This window comes from Rhizobium sp. LjRoot254, assembly GCF_964254105.1.
Taxonomy (GTDB): domain Bacteria; phylum Pseudomonadota; class Alphaproteobacteria; order Rhizobiales; family Rhizobiaceae; genus Rhizobium_E.
On sequence record NZ_CAXUSM020000001.1, the window covers coordinates 2,473,152 to 2,489,708 of the forward strand.

At 59.9% G+C, this 16,557-nt stretch carries 15 protein-coding genes; 5 read left to right on the plus strand and 10 right to left on the minus strand.

Features of this window, described 5'->3' with window-relative positions; genetic code table 11:
* Nucleotides 1-11: 11 nt before the first annotated feature.
* From ACSQ26_RS12120 to ACSQ26_RS12135, 4 genes are all read right to left on the minus strand, one after another.
* On the minus strand, nucleotides 12-1,109 hold the full coding sequence (locus ACSQ26_RS12120; protein WP_436009054.1) for an ABC transporter ATP-binding protein: 1,098 nt from the start codon (nucleotides 1,107-1,109) through the stop codon (nucleotides 12-14).
* Nucleotides 1,110-1,119: 10 nt separating this feature from the next.
* Nucleotides 1,120-2,007: a carbohydrate ABC transporter permease gene (locus ACSQ26_RS12125; RefSeq protein WP_436009056.1), complete on the minus strand. Its 888-nt coding sequence runs from the start codon at nucleotides 2,005-2,007 to the stop codon at nucleotides 1,120-1,122.
* The gene (locus ACSQ26_RS12130) at nucleotides 2,004-2,963 is read right to left on the minus strand and encodes a carbohydrate ABC transporter permease (protein WP_436009058.1); all 960 of its coding nucleotides are present in this window, start codon (nucleotides 2,961-2,963) and stop codon (nucleotides 2,004-2,006) included. Before ACSQ26_RS12130 ends, ACSQ26_RS12125 begins: the two co-directional genes overlap by 4 nt.
* Before the next feature lie 75 nt (nucleotides 2,964-3,038).
* On the minus strand, nucleotides 3,039-4,520 hold the full coding sequence (locus tag ACSQ26_RS12135; protein ID WP_436009060.1) for an ABC transporter substrate-binding protein: 1,482 nt from the start codon (nucleotides 4,518-4,520) through the stop codon (nucleotides 3,039-3,041).
* 209 nt (nucleotides 4,521-4,729) lie between these two features.
* Between ACSQ26_RS12135 and ACSQ26_RS12140 the strand changes: the two genes are divergently transcribed.
* From ACSQ26_RS12140 to ACSQ26_RS12155, 4 genes are all read left to right on the plus strand, one after another.
* Nucleotides 4,730-5,440, plus strand: coding sequence for a GntR family transcriptional regulator (locus tag ACSQ26_RS12140; protein WP_436009062.1), 711 nt, complete (start codon nucleotides 4,730-4,732; stop codon nucleotides 5,438-5,440).
* Between the two features lie 53 nt (nucleotides 5,441-5,493).
* Nucleotides 5,494-6,660 carry a mandelate racemase/muconate lactonizing enzyme family protein gene (locus tag ACSQ26_RS12145; RefSeq protein ID WP_436009064.1) on the plus strand — a complete coding sequence of 389 codons (1,167 nt, stop codon included), beginning with the start codon at nucleotides 5,494-5,496 and terminating at the stop codon, nucleotides 6,658-6,660.
* A gap of 68 nt (nucleotides 6,661-6,728) precedes the next feature.
* Nucleotides 6,729-8,090 (plus strand): mandelate racemase/muconate lactonizing enzyme family protein, encoded by a 1,362-nt coding sequence (locus ACSQ26_RS12150; RefSeq protein WP_436009066.1) that lies wholly within the window; start codon nucleotides 6,729-6,731, stop codon nucleotides 8,088-8,090.
* A gap of 10 nt (nucleotides 8,091-8,100) precedes the next feature.
* The gene (locus tag ACSQ26_RS12155; protein WP_436009068.1) at nucleotides 8,101-9,300 is read left to right on the plus strand and encodes a mandelate racemase/muconate lactonizing enzyme family protein; all 1,200 of its coding nucleotides are present in this window, start codon (nucleotides 8,101-8,103) and stop codon (nucleotides 9,298-9,300) included.
* Between the two features lie 11 nt (nucleotides 9,301-9,311).
* On the opposite strand, the gene ggt is transcribed toward ACSQ26_RS12155, so the two are convergent.
* The 6 genes from ggt to ACSQ26_RS12185 form a co-directional block, all read right to left on the minus strand.
* A complete protein-coding gene (gene ggt / locus ACSQ26_RS12160) occupies nucleotides 9,312-10,904 on the minus strand; it encodes a gamma-glutamyltransferase (RefSeq protein ID WP_436009070.1) in 1,593 nt (530 codons plus the stop codon).
* A 38-nt stretch (nucleotides 10,905-10,942) separates the two neighbouring features.
* Nucleotides 10,943-11,635, minus strand: a complete 693-nt coding sequence (locus ACSQ26_RS12165; RefSeq protein ID WP_436009072.1) for an ABC transporter permease — start codon at nucleotides 11,633-11,635, stop codon at nucleotides 10,943-10,945.
* Nucleotides 11,632-12,345, minus strand: a complete 714-nt coding sequence (locus tag ACSQ26_RS12170; RefSeq protein ID WP_436009074.1) for an ABC transporter permease — start codon at nucleotides 12,343-12,345, stop codon at nucleotides 11,632-11,634. The genes ACSQ26_RS12165 and ACSQ26_RS12170 overlap by 4 nt, the downstream gene beginning before the upstream one ends.
* A gap of 75 nt (nucleotides 12,346-12,420) precedes the next feature.
* Complete coding sequence (locus ACSQ26_RS12175; RefSeq protein WP_436009076.1) at nucleotides 12,421-13,272, minus strand: transporter substrate-binding domain-containing protein; 852 nt, start codon at nucleotides 13,270-13,272, stop codon at nucleotides 12,421-12,423.
* Between the two features lie 90 nt (nucleotides 13,273-13,362).
* Complete coding sequence (locus ACSQ26_RS12180; protein ID WP_436009078.1) at nucleotides 13,363-14,037, minus strand: GntR family transcriptional regulator; 675 nt, start codon at nucleotides 14,035-14,037, stop codon at nucleotides 13,363-13,365.
* Between the two features lie 265 nt (nucleotides 14,038-14,302).
* Nucleotides 14,303-15,142, minus strand: coding sequence for an FCD domain-containing protein (locus ACSQ26_RS12185; RefSeq protein ID WP_436009080.1), 840 nt, complete (start codon nucleotides 15,140-15,142; stop codon nucleotides 14,303-14,305).
* Between the two features lie 230 nt (nucleotides 15,143-15,372).
* Between ACSQ26_RS12185 and ACSQ26_RS12190 the strand changes: the two genes are divergently transcribed.
* Nucleotides 15,373-16,461 carry a mannitol dehydrogenase family protein gene (locus ACSQ26_RS12190; RefSeq protein ID WP_436009082.1) on the plus strand — a complete coding sequence of 363 codons (1,089 nt, stop codon included), beginning with the start codon at nucleotides 15,373-15,375 and terminating at the stop codon, nucleotides 16,459-16,461.
* The last annotated feature ends 96 nt before the right edge of the window (nucleotides 16,462-16,557 follow it).

The window sequence follows — 16,557 nt, forward strand, 5'->3', positions numbered from 1 at the left end:
TCCGCTCTGTCTCAGTTGGCCTTGAGGGCCATTTCTGTTTCGCCGTCGAACAGATGCATCCGCTCCTGGTCGAACTCGAGCCAAATCTGCTCGTCGGGCGCGACAGCAATGGTCGGCGGCACGCTGACGTTGACGATGGCACCAGACAGGAACGCCTGTACGAAGGTGACGTCTCCGGTCGGCTCCACCGTGTAGGCCTTGGCGGGGATGCTTCCTGGCACCGCACTCTTGTGCAGCTTGATCGTCGAGTGACGTGCGCCAAGCACGACTTTCCGGGTGGTTGCATTTGCGACCTTCCGGGCGTTGTGTGGCGAGAGCTCGAGGCGCCAGCCCTCCGCGCTGGTCAACACGGTGGTGCCGCTTGCCGTTGATACCTCAAGAGGAACAAGGCTCATCGCCGGGCTGCCAACGAAGCTGGCGACGAACATGTTCACCGGATGGGCAAAGACCTGCGCCGGTGAATCGTATTGCTGCAGGTAGCCGCCATTCATCACCGCCATCCTATCGGCCATGGTTACGGCTTCGAGCTGGTCATGCGTCACATAGATGATCGTCGCCTTGAGGTCCTGGTGGAAGCGCTTGATCTCCGACCGCATCTGCACGCGCAGCTTTGCATCGAGATTGGAGAGCGGTTCGTCCATCAGGAATACCGCCGGATCTCGAACGAGGGCGCGACCCAGGGCCACGCGCTGTTGTTGCCCGCCCGAAAGTTCGCGCGGCTTGCGTTCGAGCAGCTGCGTCATGTCGAGCACTCGCGCTGCGTCCCTGACCTTCTTGTCGATCTCGTCCTTTGGCAGTTTGCGCATCTGCAGCGGGAACGCCAGATTTTTATAGACCGATTTTTGCGGATAGAGCGCGTAGTTCTGGAACACCATTGCGATGTCCCGGTCCTTGGGGTCGAGGTCGTTGACCACCCTGTCCCCGATGACGATGTCACCCGATGTGATGGGGATCAGCCCCGCTACGAGATTGAGCGTGGTTGTCTTGCCGCAGCCTGAAGGGCCGACGAGTGCGACGAATTCGCCGTCATTGACCGTCAGCGAAACATTGTTGACAGCTTTGAAGCTGCCATAGGTCTTGACGAGATCTTTAAGGACCACGTGGGCCACGGGCAACTCCCTAGTGCTTGACTGCGCCTTCTGTAAGGGCGCGTACGAAATATCGTTGCAGGACGAGGAACAGGACCACGACGGGCACGCTCATCATGAAGCTGGCCGCCATCAACCCCGGGAAGTCCGTCGTATTTTCCGAGAAGAAACGCTGGATGCCGACCGGCAGCGTCAACTGGTCGTTCTTGGTGAGGAAGGTGTAGGCGTAGATGTACTCGTTCCACGCGCCGATGAAGGAATAGATCGCCGTGGCGATGATTCCCGGCACCGAGAGCGGCATCACGATCAGGATGAAGGCCTGGAACCGCGTCGCTCCGTCGATGCGCGCGGCCTGCTCGAGCTGCACCGGGATGTTGTCGTAGAAGCCCTTGAGGAGCCAGATTGCCAGCGGCAGGCCGAATGTGAGGTAGGTGAGAATGAGCGACCCATGTGTGTTCACCAGCCCGACCGCACGCATCAGGATGAAGAGCGGCACGAGAAAGATCACCGCCGGGAACATGTTGCGGAGCAAGACGGCGAAGAACAGAAAGTTCCGGCCCGGGAAGGTGAAGCGCGAAAACGCGTAGGCCGCGGGAACTGCCACGATCACCGAAAGAATGGTCGTGGCAGTGGAGACGAAAAGGCTGTTCCAGAAGAAGCGGAGGAAATCCTGGCCGACGCTGTTTTGCGGATCGAGCAGCTTCTCGTAGCTGGCAAGGGTGGGTTGGTCAGGCCACCATTGCGGAGGGAATTGCATGGCCGCGAAGCCGGATTTGATCGAGGTGATCAGCATCCAGATCATCGGCAACGCGGTGTAAAGCAGTATGAACACGAGGAAGATACGTCCGCTCCACCGCCATCCGTCGATGCGCCGACGACGGGTCTGGCTTCGAGGAGCGCTCTCGGCAATCGTGCTCATGCGCTCCCATCCTTTCGCTCGTTGCCGCTTAGCGCACGGACGTAGAAGTAGCCGAGCGACATCACGATCATGAACAGCAGCACCGAATAGGCCGATGCCACCCCCCAGCGCTGGCGACCGAAGGCGAGCTCATAAATGTGAGTGATCCAGATATGCGATGCGTTCGACGGCCCGCCGGCGGTCATGATCCAGGGGATGATAAAGGAATTGAAGTTGGCCACTGCCAACAGAAGGATCGTCACCGTCGAGACGTTTCTCACGTGCGGGAAGGTAACGTGCCAGAACCGTTGCCATGCATTGGCTCCATCGACTTTTGCGGCGCGCAGCAACTGGTCGGGGACGGTCTGCAGGCCGGCCATCATCATGATCATGGCAAACGGAAACTCCCGCCAGATATTGACGACGATCAGCGAGGGCAGCACGGTGCTGACGCTGTCGATGAAATTCGGCGGCCGGTCGGCCAATCCGAGGCCTACCAGCACCGCGCCGATGATGCCAAAGTCCGAATGGTAGATCCACTTCCAGATATAGGACGCAGCAACCGCGCTGATGACCCAGGGAATGATCAGGATGGCGCGCAGGAGGCCACGTCCGACAAAGTCGCGATGGAGCGCCAACGCGCTGGCAAACCCGAGGACAAATGAGATGAGAGTGGATCCCAGTGTCCAGATAAGCGTGTTCGACGTGACCTTCCAGAACACCGGACTTGTGAGGATGGCGGTGTAGTTGTTGAGGCCGATGAAAACCTTGTCCCGGAGCTGCAGAGCCGGCGGTGTATTGAAGAACGACAGCTCGATCGTGTAATAGATCGGATAGGCTATCACGACGAGCATCACGGCGATCGCAGGGAGCACGTACGCGTAGTCGGCGCGATGCTCCCAAATCTTTCGCAGTATGCCGGACCTACCGGGTTGCAGTCTTCCGTGAGCCTCGGCCTTGCCGATCAGGATCGTCACTATGGCGTGCCCCTATTCTTCGGAACAAACCGGCTGCGCCTCGGCGCAGCCGGTCAGATCGTGATCAGGCTTGGACTAGAGTCCGCCGTCGATCAGGCCTTCCACCTTCTTGGCCGCGTCGTCGGCTGCCTGGTCGACGGTCATGGCTCCGGTCAGGGCATTCTGCAGCATGTCCGGGATGATGATATTCATGATCTCGGGGGTCTCCGGCAGCGCCGGGAACGGGATGCCGTATGGCAGCATCGAGGTCGTGACATCAAGGAACTTGATGTTGTCGAGACGTTCCTTCATCCATTTGGTCTTGAAGCCGTTGAGGTTGCCCGGGTTCGAGCCGGCATACGCCATCTTCAGCGACCATTCCGGGCTCGTCCACATGCAGATGATAGCCTTTGCAGCCGGCTCGTCCACCTTGCCGCCCTCGACATATTCGGGCTTCAGGATATGAATGTTCGAGCCGCCAAACACGACGGCACGCTTGCCGTCAGGCCCGGTCGGAATCAGACCGTAGCGCATGTTGTCGATGACGGTCTGCGCCTTGTCCTTGTCGGTACCTGTCGCCTTCTTCTGCAGGTCGAGCATGACATTGTAGTCGGACGGATGCGAGACCATCATGCCGAGCTGGCCAGCGAGGAAGAGGGGCTGGTTATCTGCCTGCTGGTTGGTAAGTGCCGAAACCGGAACCGACTTGTCGCGGACATACATATCGTACGAGGCTTGCAGCGCCGCCTTGCTTTCCGGGCTGTTGAGCTTGACCTGCTTATAGGTCGGGCTCGCGGTGGCTTCGTCGAAGACGCCGCCGCCATAGGCCCATAGCTGCGGCATGAAGCGGTACGGCGTATTGCCGGCATTCTTGCGAGCCACGAGGCCGTAACCGGCGATGCCGAGCTTGTCGTGGATCTGCTTGGAATACTTGACGACGTCGTCCCAGGTTGCCGGAGCCTTGTCCGGATCGAGGCCCGCACGCTTGAAGATGTCCGCGTTCCAGATGAACGCCATCGTCTCGTTGTTGGTTGGGATGCCGTAGGTCACGCCCTCCCAGGTCACGGCCTTCATTGCGCCGGGCCAGAAGTCCTCGGTCGAATACCCTACATCCTCGGGCTTGAGCGGCTCCAGATAGCCCTTTGCGGCAAACTCGGTGCCACCAAGGATTTGCAGGCGGACCGCCATGGGCGCCGCATTGCCCAGGAGAGCGGTCCGGAACTTGTCCAGAAGGTCGTTATAGGTGAGCGCCTGTTCCTCAAGCTGGATGTTTGGATAGGTCTTGCGGAACGCCTCGAAGAACTCCTTGTAATACTGACGCAGGAGATCGGGATCGCCCTCAAACACACCCTGATACCAGAAAGTCAGCCGCCCCTTGTAGTCGAGCGAGGTGACCTTGCCGCAATCGCCGGCCGTGTCGAAATCCTGAGTGCCGGCAATGGAGCGCACATATTCCGGCGACCACTTGCTCAAGTCGACCGGCGGCGCACCCAACGCTGACGCGGACATCAAAGACATCATCAAAGCAGTGGAGACAGCGCCGCGCAGGACGGCACTGCCGAGTGAAATCCTCGTCATAGGGTATCCTCCAGGTTTCTCCCATGCCGCTCTGCTTCGAGGCGAGCGGTCCTTGCTCGCGGGCCGCGGACGTTTCCGGCCAATGTATCCCTTCGAGCACTTCATACTTTTTCAGATCAAGGATTGCCTGTCAACATGACAGATCGTACATTGTTTATGGAAACTCTGCGTGATATCCGAGCAATATCTGTATTGATTTGGGGACCGCCTTGGCCGAAGAAAGCGATTTTAAAGCACAGCCACCCGCAGGGATCGACGCCATCGGGGCCTCCAGCGAGGGTGCCTCGCTTTATCAGCTGATCAGGGAAGACATCATCGAAGGGAGGCTCGCCGCCAACGAACGGCTTGTCGTCACCGATCTCGCCCGGCGCCACGGCACCTCGACCAACCCCGTGCGCGAGGCACTGCAACTGCTGCGCGGAGAAGGCTTTGTCACCTTTGTTGCCAACCGCGGAGCACGCGTCCGGCCCATAGACCAGGATTTTGTTCGGGACATCTACGAGATTGGAGTCTTGATCGAGCCGGCCCTGACACGATGGTTCGTGAATATGGCCACCGTCGAAGACATTGCTGAACTCGAACGTATCCAAGGCTTGATCGAAGAGAACAACTTCGCCGACACGCACAGGCACAGCGAACTGGACACTGCCTTTCACACCGTGATGTACCAGCGACACTACAACCACCATGCCGCCGAGCTTTGGTGGAAGCATCGCGAAGTGCTGCGCGCCGTGAGCCGGCGTTTCAATTTCACGCTTGCCCGGCGTGCCGCGATCCTTCGCGAGCACCGTGAACTCATCGCACATGTAAAAGCGGGAAATGCGGACGAGGCAGCCGAACTTATCGCACGCCATGTCGAGGGCTCCGGCCGGCATGTCCTCGAACACATGCGCGCGCGTAGCGCCGCTCGGGCAGGATAGATATCTGGTCTGGAACATCGTTATCCCGACCGCGTCAGATAAAGGCAGTTGAGATGAAAATCACGAGCGTTCGGCCGTGGCTGGTCAAGTCCGATGCTTCTTATTGGGGAGAATTCCTGTTCGTCGAAGTGACGACCGACGAGGGGGTGAGCGGCTGGGGAGAGATCACCACCACGACAAGGCTCGCCAACCGCGCCCTCTGCACGATCCTGCGGCAGATCGGCGCCGCTGTGACAGGCGAGGACCCGGCGCGCATCGAGTATCTGTGGCACAAGGTATTCCGCAGCTTCACCTATATGGGCAGTCGCGGCGCCGCGGTCGAATGCGTGAGCGCCATCGACATAGCCCTCTGGGACATCCGAGGTAAAGTCCTCGGCAGGCCGACTTACGAGTTGTTGGGCGGACCGGTACGCGATGAAATCGCGCTCTACACGCATCCCAACCAGGCCAAATTTACCAGCAAGGAGGCTGTGGTCCGCGAAATTCGGGACATCGTCGAATCCGGCCACACGGCGCTCAAGTTCGATCCTTTCCCCCAGCAGGGCCGCACCGCCGATGGACAGTCCCGCGAACAGCGGGACGGCTACCTCGATGGCAGCATGACCCGCAAGGATGAGCGAGAAGCCGCCGAACTCACGGCTCTGATCCGCGAAACGGCGGGCTCCGATGTCGATATCCTCATCGATGCGCATGGCCGCTTCGACGTTCCCACCGCCATCCGCCTCTGCCGCAGCCTCGAGGAAGCCGGTCAGATCGACTGGTTCGAGGAGCCCTGCCCGCCCGAGAGCCTCAGCGCTCTCAAGCAGGTCCGCGAGAAGGTCAGTGCCGCTATTTCGTGGGGCGAGCGCGGCCACACGAAGTGGGATTTCGTGCCGGTGCTCGAGCAGAGGCTCGCCGACTACATCATGCCCGATGTCACCTGGACCGGCGGCATTACCGAACTCAAGAAGATTTCCGCCCTATGCGAAGCCTACTACATCCCCGTCTCGCCGCATGACGCCGCAGGGCCGATCAACGTGGTTGCGGGAGCGCAGGTGATGATGACCGTTCCTAACTTCTACAAACTCGAAACGTCGGAGTGGAACCTGGGCAAATACGATCACCTCATCGATACTCCGCTCGATGTTTCGAACGGCAGCCTCAAGCTCACGTCGAAGCCTGGCCTCGGTGTTGAGATGAACCGCGACTACCTTCAGGACCACGAGATAGAGCTGGACTAGCAACGCTCTATGCCGCCCCAGCGTGCGTGGCGACAAGCCTCGCCGACCAAGACGAGGATAAATCAATCATGCCAAACGCAGGTGGAGCCGACGAGGCGCTCAATCGGGTGAACACGCATTCCAAGCCGTCCGACCTTCGCATCATCGACATGCGGGTCGCCGAAATCGTCGGCGCGCCGTTCACATCAGTGCTGCTTAAGATTTACACCAACCAGGGCATCGTCGGGCTTGGCGAGGTGCGCGACGGCGCCAGCGCCACCTACGCTCTGATGCTGAAGAGCCGGTTGCTGGGCGAGAACCCGTGCAACATCGACCGCCTGTTTCGCCGGATCAAGCAGTTCGGCGGGCATGGCCGGCAAGGCGGCGGCGTATCGGCCGTCGAAATCGCGTTATGGGATCTTGCCGGCAAGGCCTATGGCGTCCCCGTCTACCAGATGCTCGGCGGCCGGTTTCGGGAGAAGGTGCGCGTTTACTGCGACACCGACGCCACCGTGCCGAGCGGCACCGAGACCGGCAAGCGTCTCAAGGAGCGCATGGAGCGCGGCTTCACCTTCCTCAAGATGGATCTGGGGCTGATGCAGATCGCGGATGTGCCCGGCGCGGTCGTGTCTCCTGCCGGGTCACTTGAAGGGTACCGCGAGCAACCCGGCCGTGGCCCGATGAAGACCAATGAAGAGCGGCGCAACCGCAACGCTGCGTACGATTTGCATAACGTCCCTCACCCGTTTACCGGCCTCCACTTTTCCGACAAGGGCCTCGACTTCCTCGAGCAATACATTGCCGAGGTTCGTGAGGTCATCGGCATGGATATTCCGCTCGCCATCGACCACATCGGCCACATCTCGGTGCAGAACGGTATTCGCCTTGCCAGGCGAATTGAAAAATACGTCCCAGCCTGGCTCGAGGATGTGATCCCATGGCAGTACACCGAGCAGTACAGACAACTTCAGGACGCCACCACTGTGCCGATCTGCACCGGCGAGGACATATATCTCAAGGAGGGCTTCGAGCCTCTGCTCAAGAGCCGCGGCGTCTCCGTTATCCACCCGGATCTGCTCACCAGTGGGGGCATTCTCGAGACCAAAAAGATCGGCGACATGGCGCAGGACCATGGTGTCGCCATGGCCATCCACATGGCAGAAAGTCCAATCGCCGCAATGGCCGCGGCACATGTTGCGACCGCGACCGAGAACTTCATGGCGCTCGAATACCACTCTGCCGATGTCGACTGGTGGGACGATATCGTCACCGGCCTCCCCAAGCCACTCGTGAAGGACGGCTTTATCACTGTTCCGGACAAGCCGGGCCTGGGGATTGACGACGTCGTCGACGAGGTCATCTCGCAGCATCTGCAGCCGGGTGTCACCGGTATCTGGCGGCCTACGGATCACTGGGACGATGAATATTCCTGGGATCGCACCTGGAGCTGAGAAGAAAAAGATGAAGATCACCGACCTCCGCTGTGCCGTTATCGGCCAACACCCGATCGTCCGCATCGTTACGGACGAGGGCCTCTATGGCTTGGGCGAAGTCGAGTTCACCAAGTCCTACCTCAAGCCCTGGGTGCTGCATTTCCGCGAGGCGCTGATCGGCGAGGACCCGACCGACGTCGAGAGAGTGATGCTGAAGATCCGCCAACGGGGCTCGTTCAAGCCGTACGGCGCGGCGGTAAGCGCTATCGAGCATGCACTGTGGGATATTGCCGGCAAGGCCGCGGGCGTACCCGTTTATAAACTGCTCGGCGGCAAGGTGCGCGACAAGGTGCGCGTCTACAATGGCTCGATCCGCCGGAAACGCACGGGCGACCGGCCGGAGGATTACGCCGCTGACGTCAAATGGATGATGGAGCAGCCGCAGAACTTCTTCATGGTCAAGCAAGGAATCTCGTTCCACTCCAACATGAAGGACACCATTGAGGGCTTCCACTACGGCGTGACGCAGAAGAAGGCCGGCTATCACGGCGCCATGGATCAGGGCGTGATCAGCGAGCGCGGTTTCAATCACATGCTCGACTGCGTGATCGCGATGAGGGAAGTGCTGGGCGACAAAGTCAGCCTGGCGCTCGACTGCGGCCCGGGCTGGATGCTGCCCGATGCGATTAAGTTCGCTCGCGCGGTAGAGAAGTACAATTTGATGTGGCTCGAGGACATGCTGACGGGCGACTATGTGCCATGGGTCAATCCGCAGGCCTATCGGGAACTGACCACCTCCACCTCGACGCCGATCCACACTGGCGAGCAGATCTATCTGCGGCACAATTTCAAGGAACTGATCGAGACGCAGGCGGTCCGCGTCATCGGCCCCGATCCAGCCGATATTGGCGGCATTGCCGAACTCAAATGGGTTGCCGAGCACGCCTACATGCACTCGATCCTGATGGCACCGCACGGAACCGCCAACGGCCTGCTAGGCCTCGGCGCGTTGATCAATGTCTGCGCCACCTTGCCTGCAAATTACATCGCGTTCGAATATCCGAGCGCCTCCGACCCCTGGTGGGAGGATCTGGTAATCGGCTTGCCGCCGCAGATCGTCAAGGACAGCATGGTGGACCTACTGGAAGCGCCCGGGCTGGGCCTCGATATCGACGCCGAAGCGGCCAGGAGGTATCTCAGCGAAGAGGATGCGGGCTTCTTCGACTGAGCCTCCGTGACCTAAAGCCCCAACGCGACGCCGTCTTTCCTCGGTTCCGAAGCGCCGATCAGAGTTCCGTTCTCCCAATCGATGCGGATCGCCTGAGCGCCGCCTATCGGATCCTCCGCTGGTGCCAGAACGAAGCCCCGCCGCTCAAGTTCGGCTCGGGTCGAGCCTGCGAGCGTATGCTCCGCCTCAACCCTGGTTCCATCGGATGTCGGTATGAAGCGGGGAAGATCGATCGCTTCCTGCAAGTCCATCCCGTAATCGACGACCTTGGAGATCAGGTGGGCATGGCCGAGCGCCTGGTAGTATCCTCCCATGACGCCGAACGGCATTTCCACCCTGCCGTTTTTCGTCATCATGCCGGGAATGATGGTGTGAAGCGGCCGCTTTGACGGTCCGACCCGGTTGGGATGGCCCGGCTCGAGCGAGAAGCTCTGGCCGCGATTGTGAAGGATGACGCCGGATCGAGGGGCAACGAGCCCTGTGCCGAAGCTGTCGAAAATCGAGTTGATGAAGCTCACGGCGTTGCGGTCGCGGTCGACCACCGAAATGTAGACGGTATCGCGGTGAAGCGGCATCTCGAAAGCAGGCAGGTTGGTCAGGGCGCGGCTGAGATCGATCATCGATGCAAGCCTGTCAGCGAATGCGTCGGACAGCAGTTCATCGACCGGCACATTCGCCTTGTCGGGATCGGCGATCCACGCATCGCGCGCGGCATAGGCAAGCCGGGTCGCCTCGATCTCGATATGCAGCCTGTCGGGCGATTGCGGGTCGCCCTTGGGGTCGAAGCGGCTGAGGATGTTGAGGATCAGCAGCGCGATGATGCCCTGGCCATTCGGCGGGCATTCGTGGATCGTGTAGCCACGGAACTCTGTCGTGACCGGGGTCACGTATTCGCCATGCGCGTCGGCGAAATCTTCCATCGTGTGAAGTCCGCCGAGCGCGCGCAGATATGACACCATGTCCTCGGCGACCGGCCCTTCGTAGAAGGCGCTGCGTCCATCGGTGGCGATGCGTTTCAGCGTTTCCGCCAGTTCCGGCTGCCGGTGAACCTCCCCGATCTTCGGTGCTCTCCCGTTCGGCAGGAAGATCCTCGCTGCCGTCGCATCCGCCGCGAGCATCTTTTCCTCCAGGGACCAGTCGCGATGAACGCGTGGCGTGATCGCATACCCCTCCTCGGCAAAGCGGATCGCCGGCGCCAGCACATCGGCAAAAGGAAGCTGACCATGGTCAGCATGGAGGCGTGTCCAGGCGTCGATCGCCCCGGGAATAGTCACCGCAGAGGGCGACTGGCGGGGCACGTCCGTCAATCCGCGTTCCTCGAACCAGTTGGCTGTGAGGGCGGCAGGTGTTCGGCCCGAACCATTATAGGCGAGGACCTGATCCGATCCTTTTGGAGCATAGAGGGCGAAACAATCACCGCCGATGCCTGTCGAGCCCGGTTCGACGACGCATTGTACGGCGCAGGCGGCGATTGCCGCATCCATGGCGTTGCCGCCCGCTGCCATGATCTGCAACGCCGTAAGGGTTGCGGAAGGGTGTGACGTTGCCGCCATCGCATGTCGCGACACGGCGACGGAGCGCGTCGGCTTCTCGAAATTGCGCATGTTATTCGTTCTCCTCGTCATTTGCGGCAAGGCGTGCCTTAGGCACGCACCCGGTAGGGGGTGAGCCACGTTTCCAGCGCGTTCAGCGCCGAAATGATCATGAAATTCAGGGTGAGATAGATAGCGCCGGCGGCGATGAAGACCTCGACGGCACGATAGGTTTGCGAAATGAGCCCCTGGGCAATGCCGGTGACCTCCATCAGCGTGATGATCGAGGCAAGCGATGTGCCCTTGATCATGAGGATGATCTCATTGCTGTAGCTCGGGATCGCCTGCCGCAAGGCCAGGGGCAGGATGATGCGGCGCAGTGTGAGGAACCTCGACATGCCAAAGGCAGTTGCGGCTTCGATCAGGCCGCGTGGGACGCCCTGTATCGCACCGCGCAGAATTTCACTGCCATAGGCGGCCGTGTTGAGACTGAGCGCGATGATGGCGCACCAATAAGGCTCTCGGAACAGCCACCAGAGCCCCATCGCCTGCAGCGACGGTCGAAACTGACCGAGGCCATAGTAGATCAGGAAAATCTGCACCAGCAGCGGCGTGCCCCGAAAGATCGAGACGAAGAAGCGAATGGACCAGACCGCAATGCGATGATTGCCCTGTTGGGCAAGGGCAAGCAGCAGGGCGAGGATGAAGCCGATCGTGATCGACAGAGCTGCGAGCTGCAATGTCAGCGGCAAGCCGGCCAGCAAGGTGGGAATTATCTCGAGAAAGAAGGCGAAGTCGATCATGTGCGAGCCATGCCCCGCCAAGCGCGCATCTCACTGTAGCGGAAGACCTGTGCGGTAACGGCGGCGATGACGAAATAGAGTACCCCTGCCGCAATGTAGAAGATGAAGGGCTCCCGCGTCGAACCCGCGCCGATCTGGGCCTGGCGCATCAGTTCGACAAGACCGATCACAGAGATCAGCGCGGAATCCTTGAGCACCAGCTGCCACACATTACCGAGCCCGGGCAGAGCGTGACGCATCAATTGCGGTACGATGACGAGCCGCAGGGATTGCCAGCCTGAGAAACCGAGCGCCTTGCTCGCGTCGAACTGTCCGGGGTCGACGGCGTGGTATGCGCCGCGATAGACTTCGGCCTGATAGGCACCGGAAATGATGCCTATCGCCAGAACGCCGGTTGAAAATGCCGGCAGCCCTATGAAACCGGTCGCTCCAAAGAATTTTCCGAGTTGGGTCAGTGCAATGCTGCCGCCGTAGTAGAGAAGATAGATCGTCAGGAGATCGGGCACGCCCCGAAACGCCGTGCCATAGCCATGGGCGATCCATGCGGGGACACGACGCGAGGAAAGTCTGCCGCTTGCGGCCAGCGCGCCGAACACGGCGCCGAGAAGGAAGCCAAGCACTGACAGCGAAAGCGTGACACCCGACGCGGCCAGCAGCACAGCGCCCCATCCGCCATTTCCGAACGCTAGAATATGCAAAATATCCATCATCTGAACCGCAGCCTAGCAGCGCGCCGTCCGGCGGAAACGGCCAATGCCGATCCCGCCGGACGGGTCCGCCTGCGCTTACTTGACCGGGGTCACATCTGTTTTCACCCACTTTTCCGAAATGCGCTTGATGGTGCCATCAGCGATCGCTCCATCGATCGCGGCGTTCAGCATCACCTTGAGCTTGGCATCTTCCTTGCGCATACCGGCGCCGGTTCCCAGACCAAAGACGCCGCCGACGAAGCCCGGACCGGCAAGCGTGAATCCGGAGAAGTCCGGCTTCGCGAGCGTCGCAGTCAGCGCCGTCTGCTGCGCGAAGAGCGCATCGACCCGGCCGGCTGCGAGATCGAGATCGTGCTGTTCGGTGGTCTTGTATTCGCGGATTTCGACGGTATCGGCGAAGTACTTCTTGAGGAATTCAAGGTTTGCAGTGGCGGCCTGGACGCCGACGATCTTGCCTTTGAGGAGCGGCTTCAATTTCTCGATCGCGGCTGCGGAGCCTGCCTCGTCTTCGAGTTTGAACTTCTCGGCCGTAATGCCGAGCTTTCCGAGATCGCTATCTTTTGCGACCGCAAATCCAGACGGATCGACGGCGTAGGGTTGCGTGAAATCGATGGTCTCAAGGCGTGTCGGCGTGATGAACATGCTCGCCATGATCACGTCGAACTTGCCGACCTGCAGCGACGGGATTAGCCCTTCCCAATCCTGGGCGACGATCGTGCACTGGATCTTCATCCTGGCGCAAAGATCATTGGCGAGGTCGACTTCGAGACCATCGAGTTTGCCGTCGGCCGTGATGAAGTTCCAGGGCGCATAGGCACCCTCGGTGGCGATTGTGATGCTCTTAGGCGCATCCTGTGCAAGTGTCGTTTGGCCGAAACCCAGCATGCTGAATAGAGCCGCTACTGCGGCTAGTCGATGAACTTTCATGTGCTTTCCCTTTTGGTAGGCTGATCTAGCTGTTCCCGCGGCCGCGCCCGGCCTGCCGCCGGTTTGGAGCCATTCCCGTCCGGCCGGCGTTTATCGCTTGCTCGGAGCAACGAACTCGGCCAGCATCGGTGCTGTGCCGAGAATATGATCCTGCATGGTCTGCTCCGCATGGCGCGCGTCGCCGGAGCGCAATGCCGCGATCACCGCTTCATGCTCCTCACGTGCCGAGAGCGGCTTATCGACATCGTCGAACCAGATGCGCATGTAGGGCTCGATCACCACATGCAGCGCCGAAATCTGGTGAATGAGCTTGGGTCTTTGACTGAGCTCGCAGATGAAGCGATGAAATTCCTGATGACGGACCACCCAGTCACTGCTGCCACTCTGGCCGGCACGTTCCATGCGAACGAGCAGGCGCTCCAGCTCGTCGATTTCGTCTTCACCGATACGAGGGATCGCCAGCCTGACGGCGAGGCCTTCAAGTACTGAACGCATCTCGAAAATCTCGTAAAGCTCGTCCAGGGTGAGGCCTGCGACGATGCAGCCGCGATTGGGACGCAAGATGACAAGGCCGTCCGACGCCAAGCGGCGAAAGGCCTCACGCACGGGCATGCGGCTCATGCCGATCTCCGCAGCAATATCTTCCGGAATGAGCCGTTCGCCCGGCTTGTACCTGCCGACACGAAGAGCCCGTTGAATATGGCGGTACGCCTCTTCTTCAGCTGTCGTGGCAACTACCGTTTCTGTGGAGAATCCAGCCCGCATGCATCACCGAAAGTATTTTTGTATCCACTTATCCAATCACTGACGTTCTCTGGCGTCAATAGCATTATCCCGCCCAATTCGGATGTCGGATCATAATTATCGAGAGATTAGCTCTTCTCACTGCCATTGATTGTAGCGCTCGGAAACAAACGCGCGGCAGATTGCCCTTCATCGGAGCGCGATTTTGGAGATCCATCGGCCCGTCAGGACCAGCATAAAGCCCCACTGGCAAGACTTCTCACCGACCGTCTTTCAAAGAAGCGCATCAGGCGAGAGAGTGTACACGAAGCGAGGAGAGTAAAGTCTGCTTCGAGGTCTTGAGGTGCTCCGCCGCCGCCGCTACGGCTGCCGCGCCGTCCCGCGCTCTCAGCGCCGAGATCAGCCGCAGATGTTCGTCGATGGCGGCTTCGTTTCTCTGGCGCTCGTCGGTTTTGTCCCACTGGAAGTGATAGTGGAAGATCAGTGAAATAAGCTTCTGGAACTCGGCGGCGAAACGGTTGCGGACAGCACCGCCGATCAAAGTGTGGAATTCCTCGTCGAGCAATGAAAAGTCATGAAAGCGTTCGTCGATTTCGGCGGCAAGCCGCGCGTGCTTTCGCTCGATTTCGTCAAGGTGTTCCCAGATCGGGTCCTCGGGAGGAAGCTGAACGAAATGGGATACTGCATTCAGCTCGAGGACCATCCGGAATTCGGATAGCTCGATCGCGAATTCGCGCGTGAATCCCATCAATTCCCATCCGCCTTTCGGTCGACGCCGCACAAGCCCGAACCTGCTGAGCGATGCTAGGAATTCGTGAAGCATATGGGGAGTGACGGGAAACCGACGCGCGAGTTCGGAGACGTTCAGGGCGGTCCCCGGTGGTACGTCGAAGCGCAAGATCCAGTCCAGGAATTGACGCTCCAGCTGCTGCTCATCGAGCATCCCTTCCTGGACCTCAAGCCTGTCTGTATCCTCAGGTGTTTTCAGCAGGCGCTTTTCCCGGCCCACCCAGGCAATGATCTTCTCGCCCTGGAGCTTTTCCAAAATCGCGCGCACGACCGTCCGGCTGACGTCAAGCCGAGTTGCCAAGTCATTCTCGGAGGGCAATTGGTCGCCGGGAACCATCGCCTGGCAGAGCTCGAGCGTGGCGTTGAATGCCTCGCGGAAACGTTCGTCTGTCCTAGCCATTGAAATCCTGTCTATGGTCTGGCGCGAGCCGTCGGCGACGGTAGATGGCCGAGTCGAAAGTGTTTGCCATCACCTCCCCGTTGCACACAATTTTCAAGGCCGATATCCCTTGCGATCACCCGAAGTGTATTTTATCATAAAATACCATTCATCATGAGACGCGAAATATGTCAATCACTCCGATCCTCCAGTTCGGCACGAGCCGCTTTCTGCAAGCCCACGCGGACCTGTTCATTTCAGAGGCCCTGGCTTCAGGTTCCGCGATGGGGCCGATCACCGTCGTGCAATCGAGCGGCAACGCGGAACGCGCCCGCCGATTGGCGGCGTTGGCCGATCCGCAGGGCTACACCGTGAGGATCGAAGGATTGGTGGATGGGGTTGCCGTCCGGCAGGAAAGCCGTGTGACCTCGGTCAAGCGGGCCCTGAGCACCGAAAAGGATTGGGAGGAGATCAAGCGGATTTTCGTGGAAGAGGTCGAGGTCGTCCTGTCGAACACCGGCGACCAAGGCTATCTTGCGTCTCCGGCGGATCAGGCGCTGAGCTACGATCAGAACATGTCGTTTCCAGCCAAGCTGGCCCTGCTGCTGCACGCACGGTTCGCCGCTCGCCGAGGCGGTCTACAAGTCATGCCCACCGAACTCATAGCGGAGAACGGCAGCGTGCTTCGGGAACATGTGCTTCGGGCGGCGCGGCGCTATTCAAGCGAGTTCGCGGACTGGGTCTCTACTCAGGTCCTGTTCGTCAACTCTCTCGTTGACCGGATCGTGTCGGAACCGATCGAGCCTGCCGGAGCGGTCGCCGAACCTTACGCCTTGTGGGCGATCGAGAACGTACCCGGCCTGCGAGTACCCTGCTCCCATACATGTGTTCAGATTGTCGAAGACCTCGGTCCCACGGAACGGCGCAAGCTCTATATCCTCAATCTGGGGCATACCTATCTCGTGGCCCAATGGCTCCGTAGCGGTCGACATCAGGAATTCGTGAAGGACATGTTGTCCGATCCGGTGATCCGGGGCGATCTCGAGGACCTATATCGCGAGGAGGTACTTCCGGTCTTCCTAGCGGGCTGTGATAGTGACGCCGTTCCCTACGTCTCGACGACGCTGGATCGGTTTTCCAACCCGTTCCTCGCCCACAAGCTGTCCGATATCGCCCAGAACCACGAACTGAAGCTGGAGCGGCGGCTTCGCGCATTTGTCGATTGGGGAAAGGCGTTGGAGGTGGACTTGGCGCAACCCCGTCTCCTTCAGCGCTGAACCCGGCAGTGTGACCGATCCGACATGTTTTGTTCTTAAACGATTAAAAACATTTGCCATCGTCATATGTTCATAATAATAAAAAACTGAATTTTG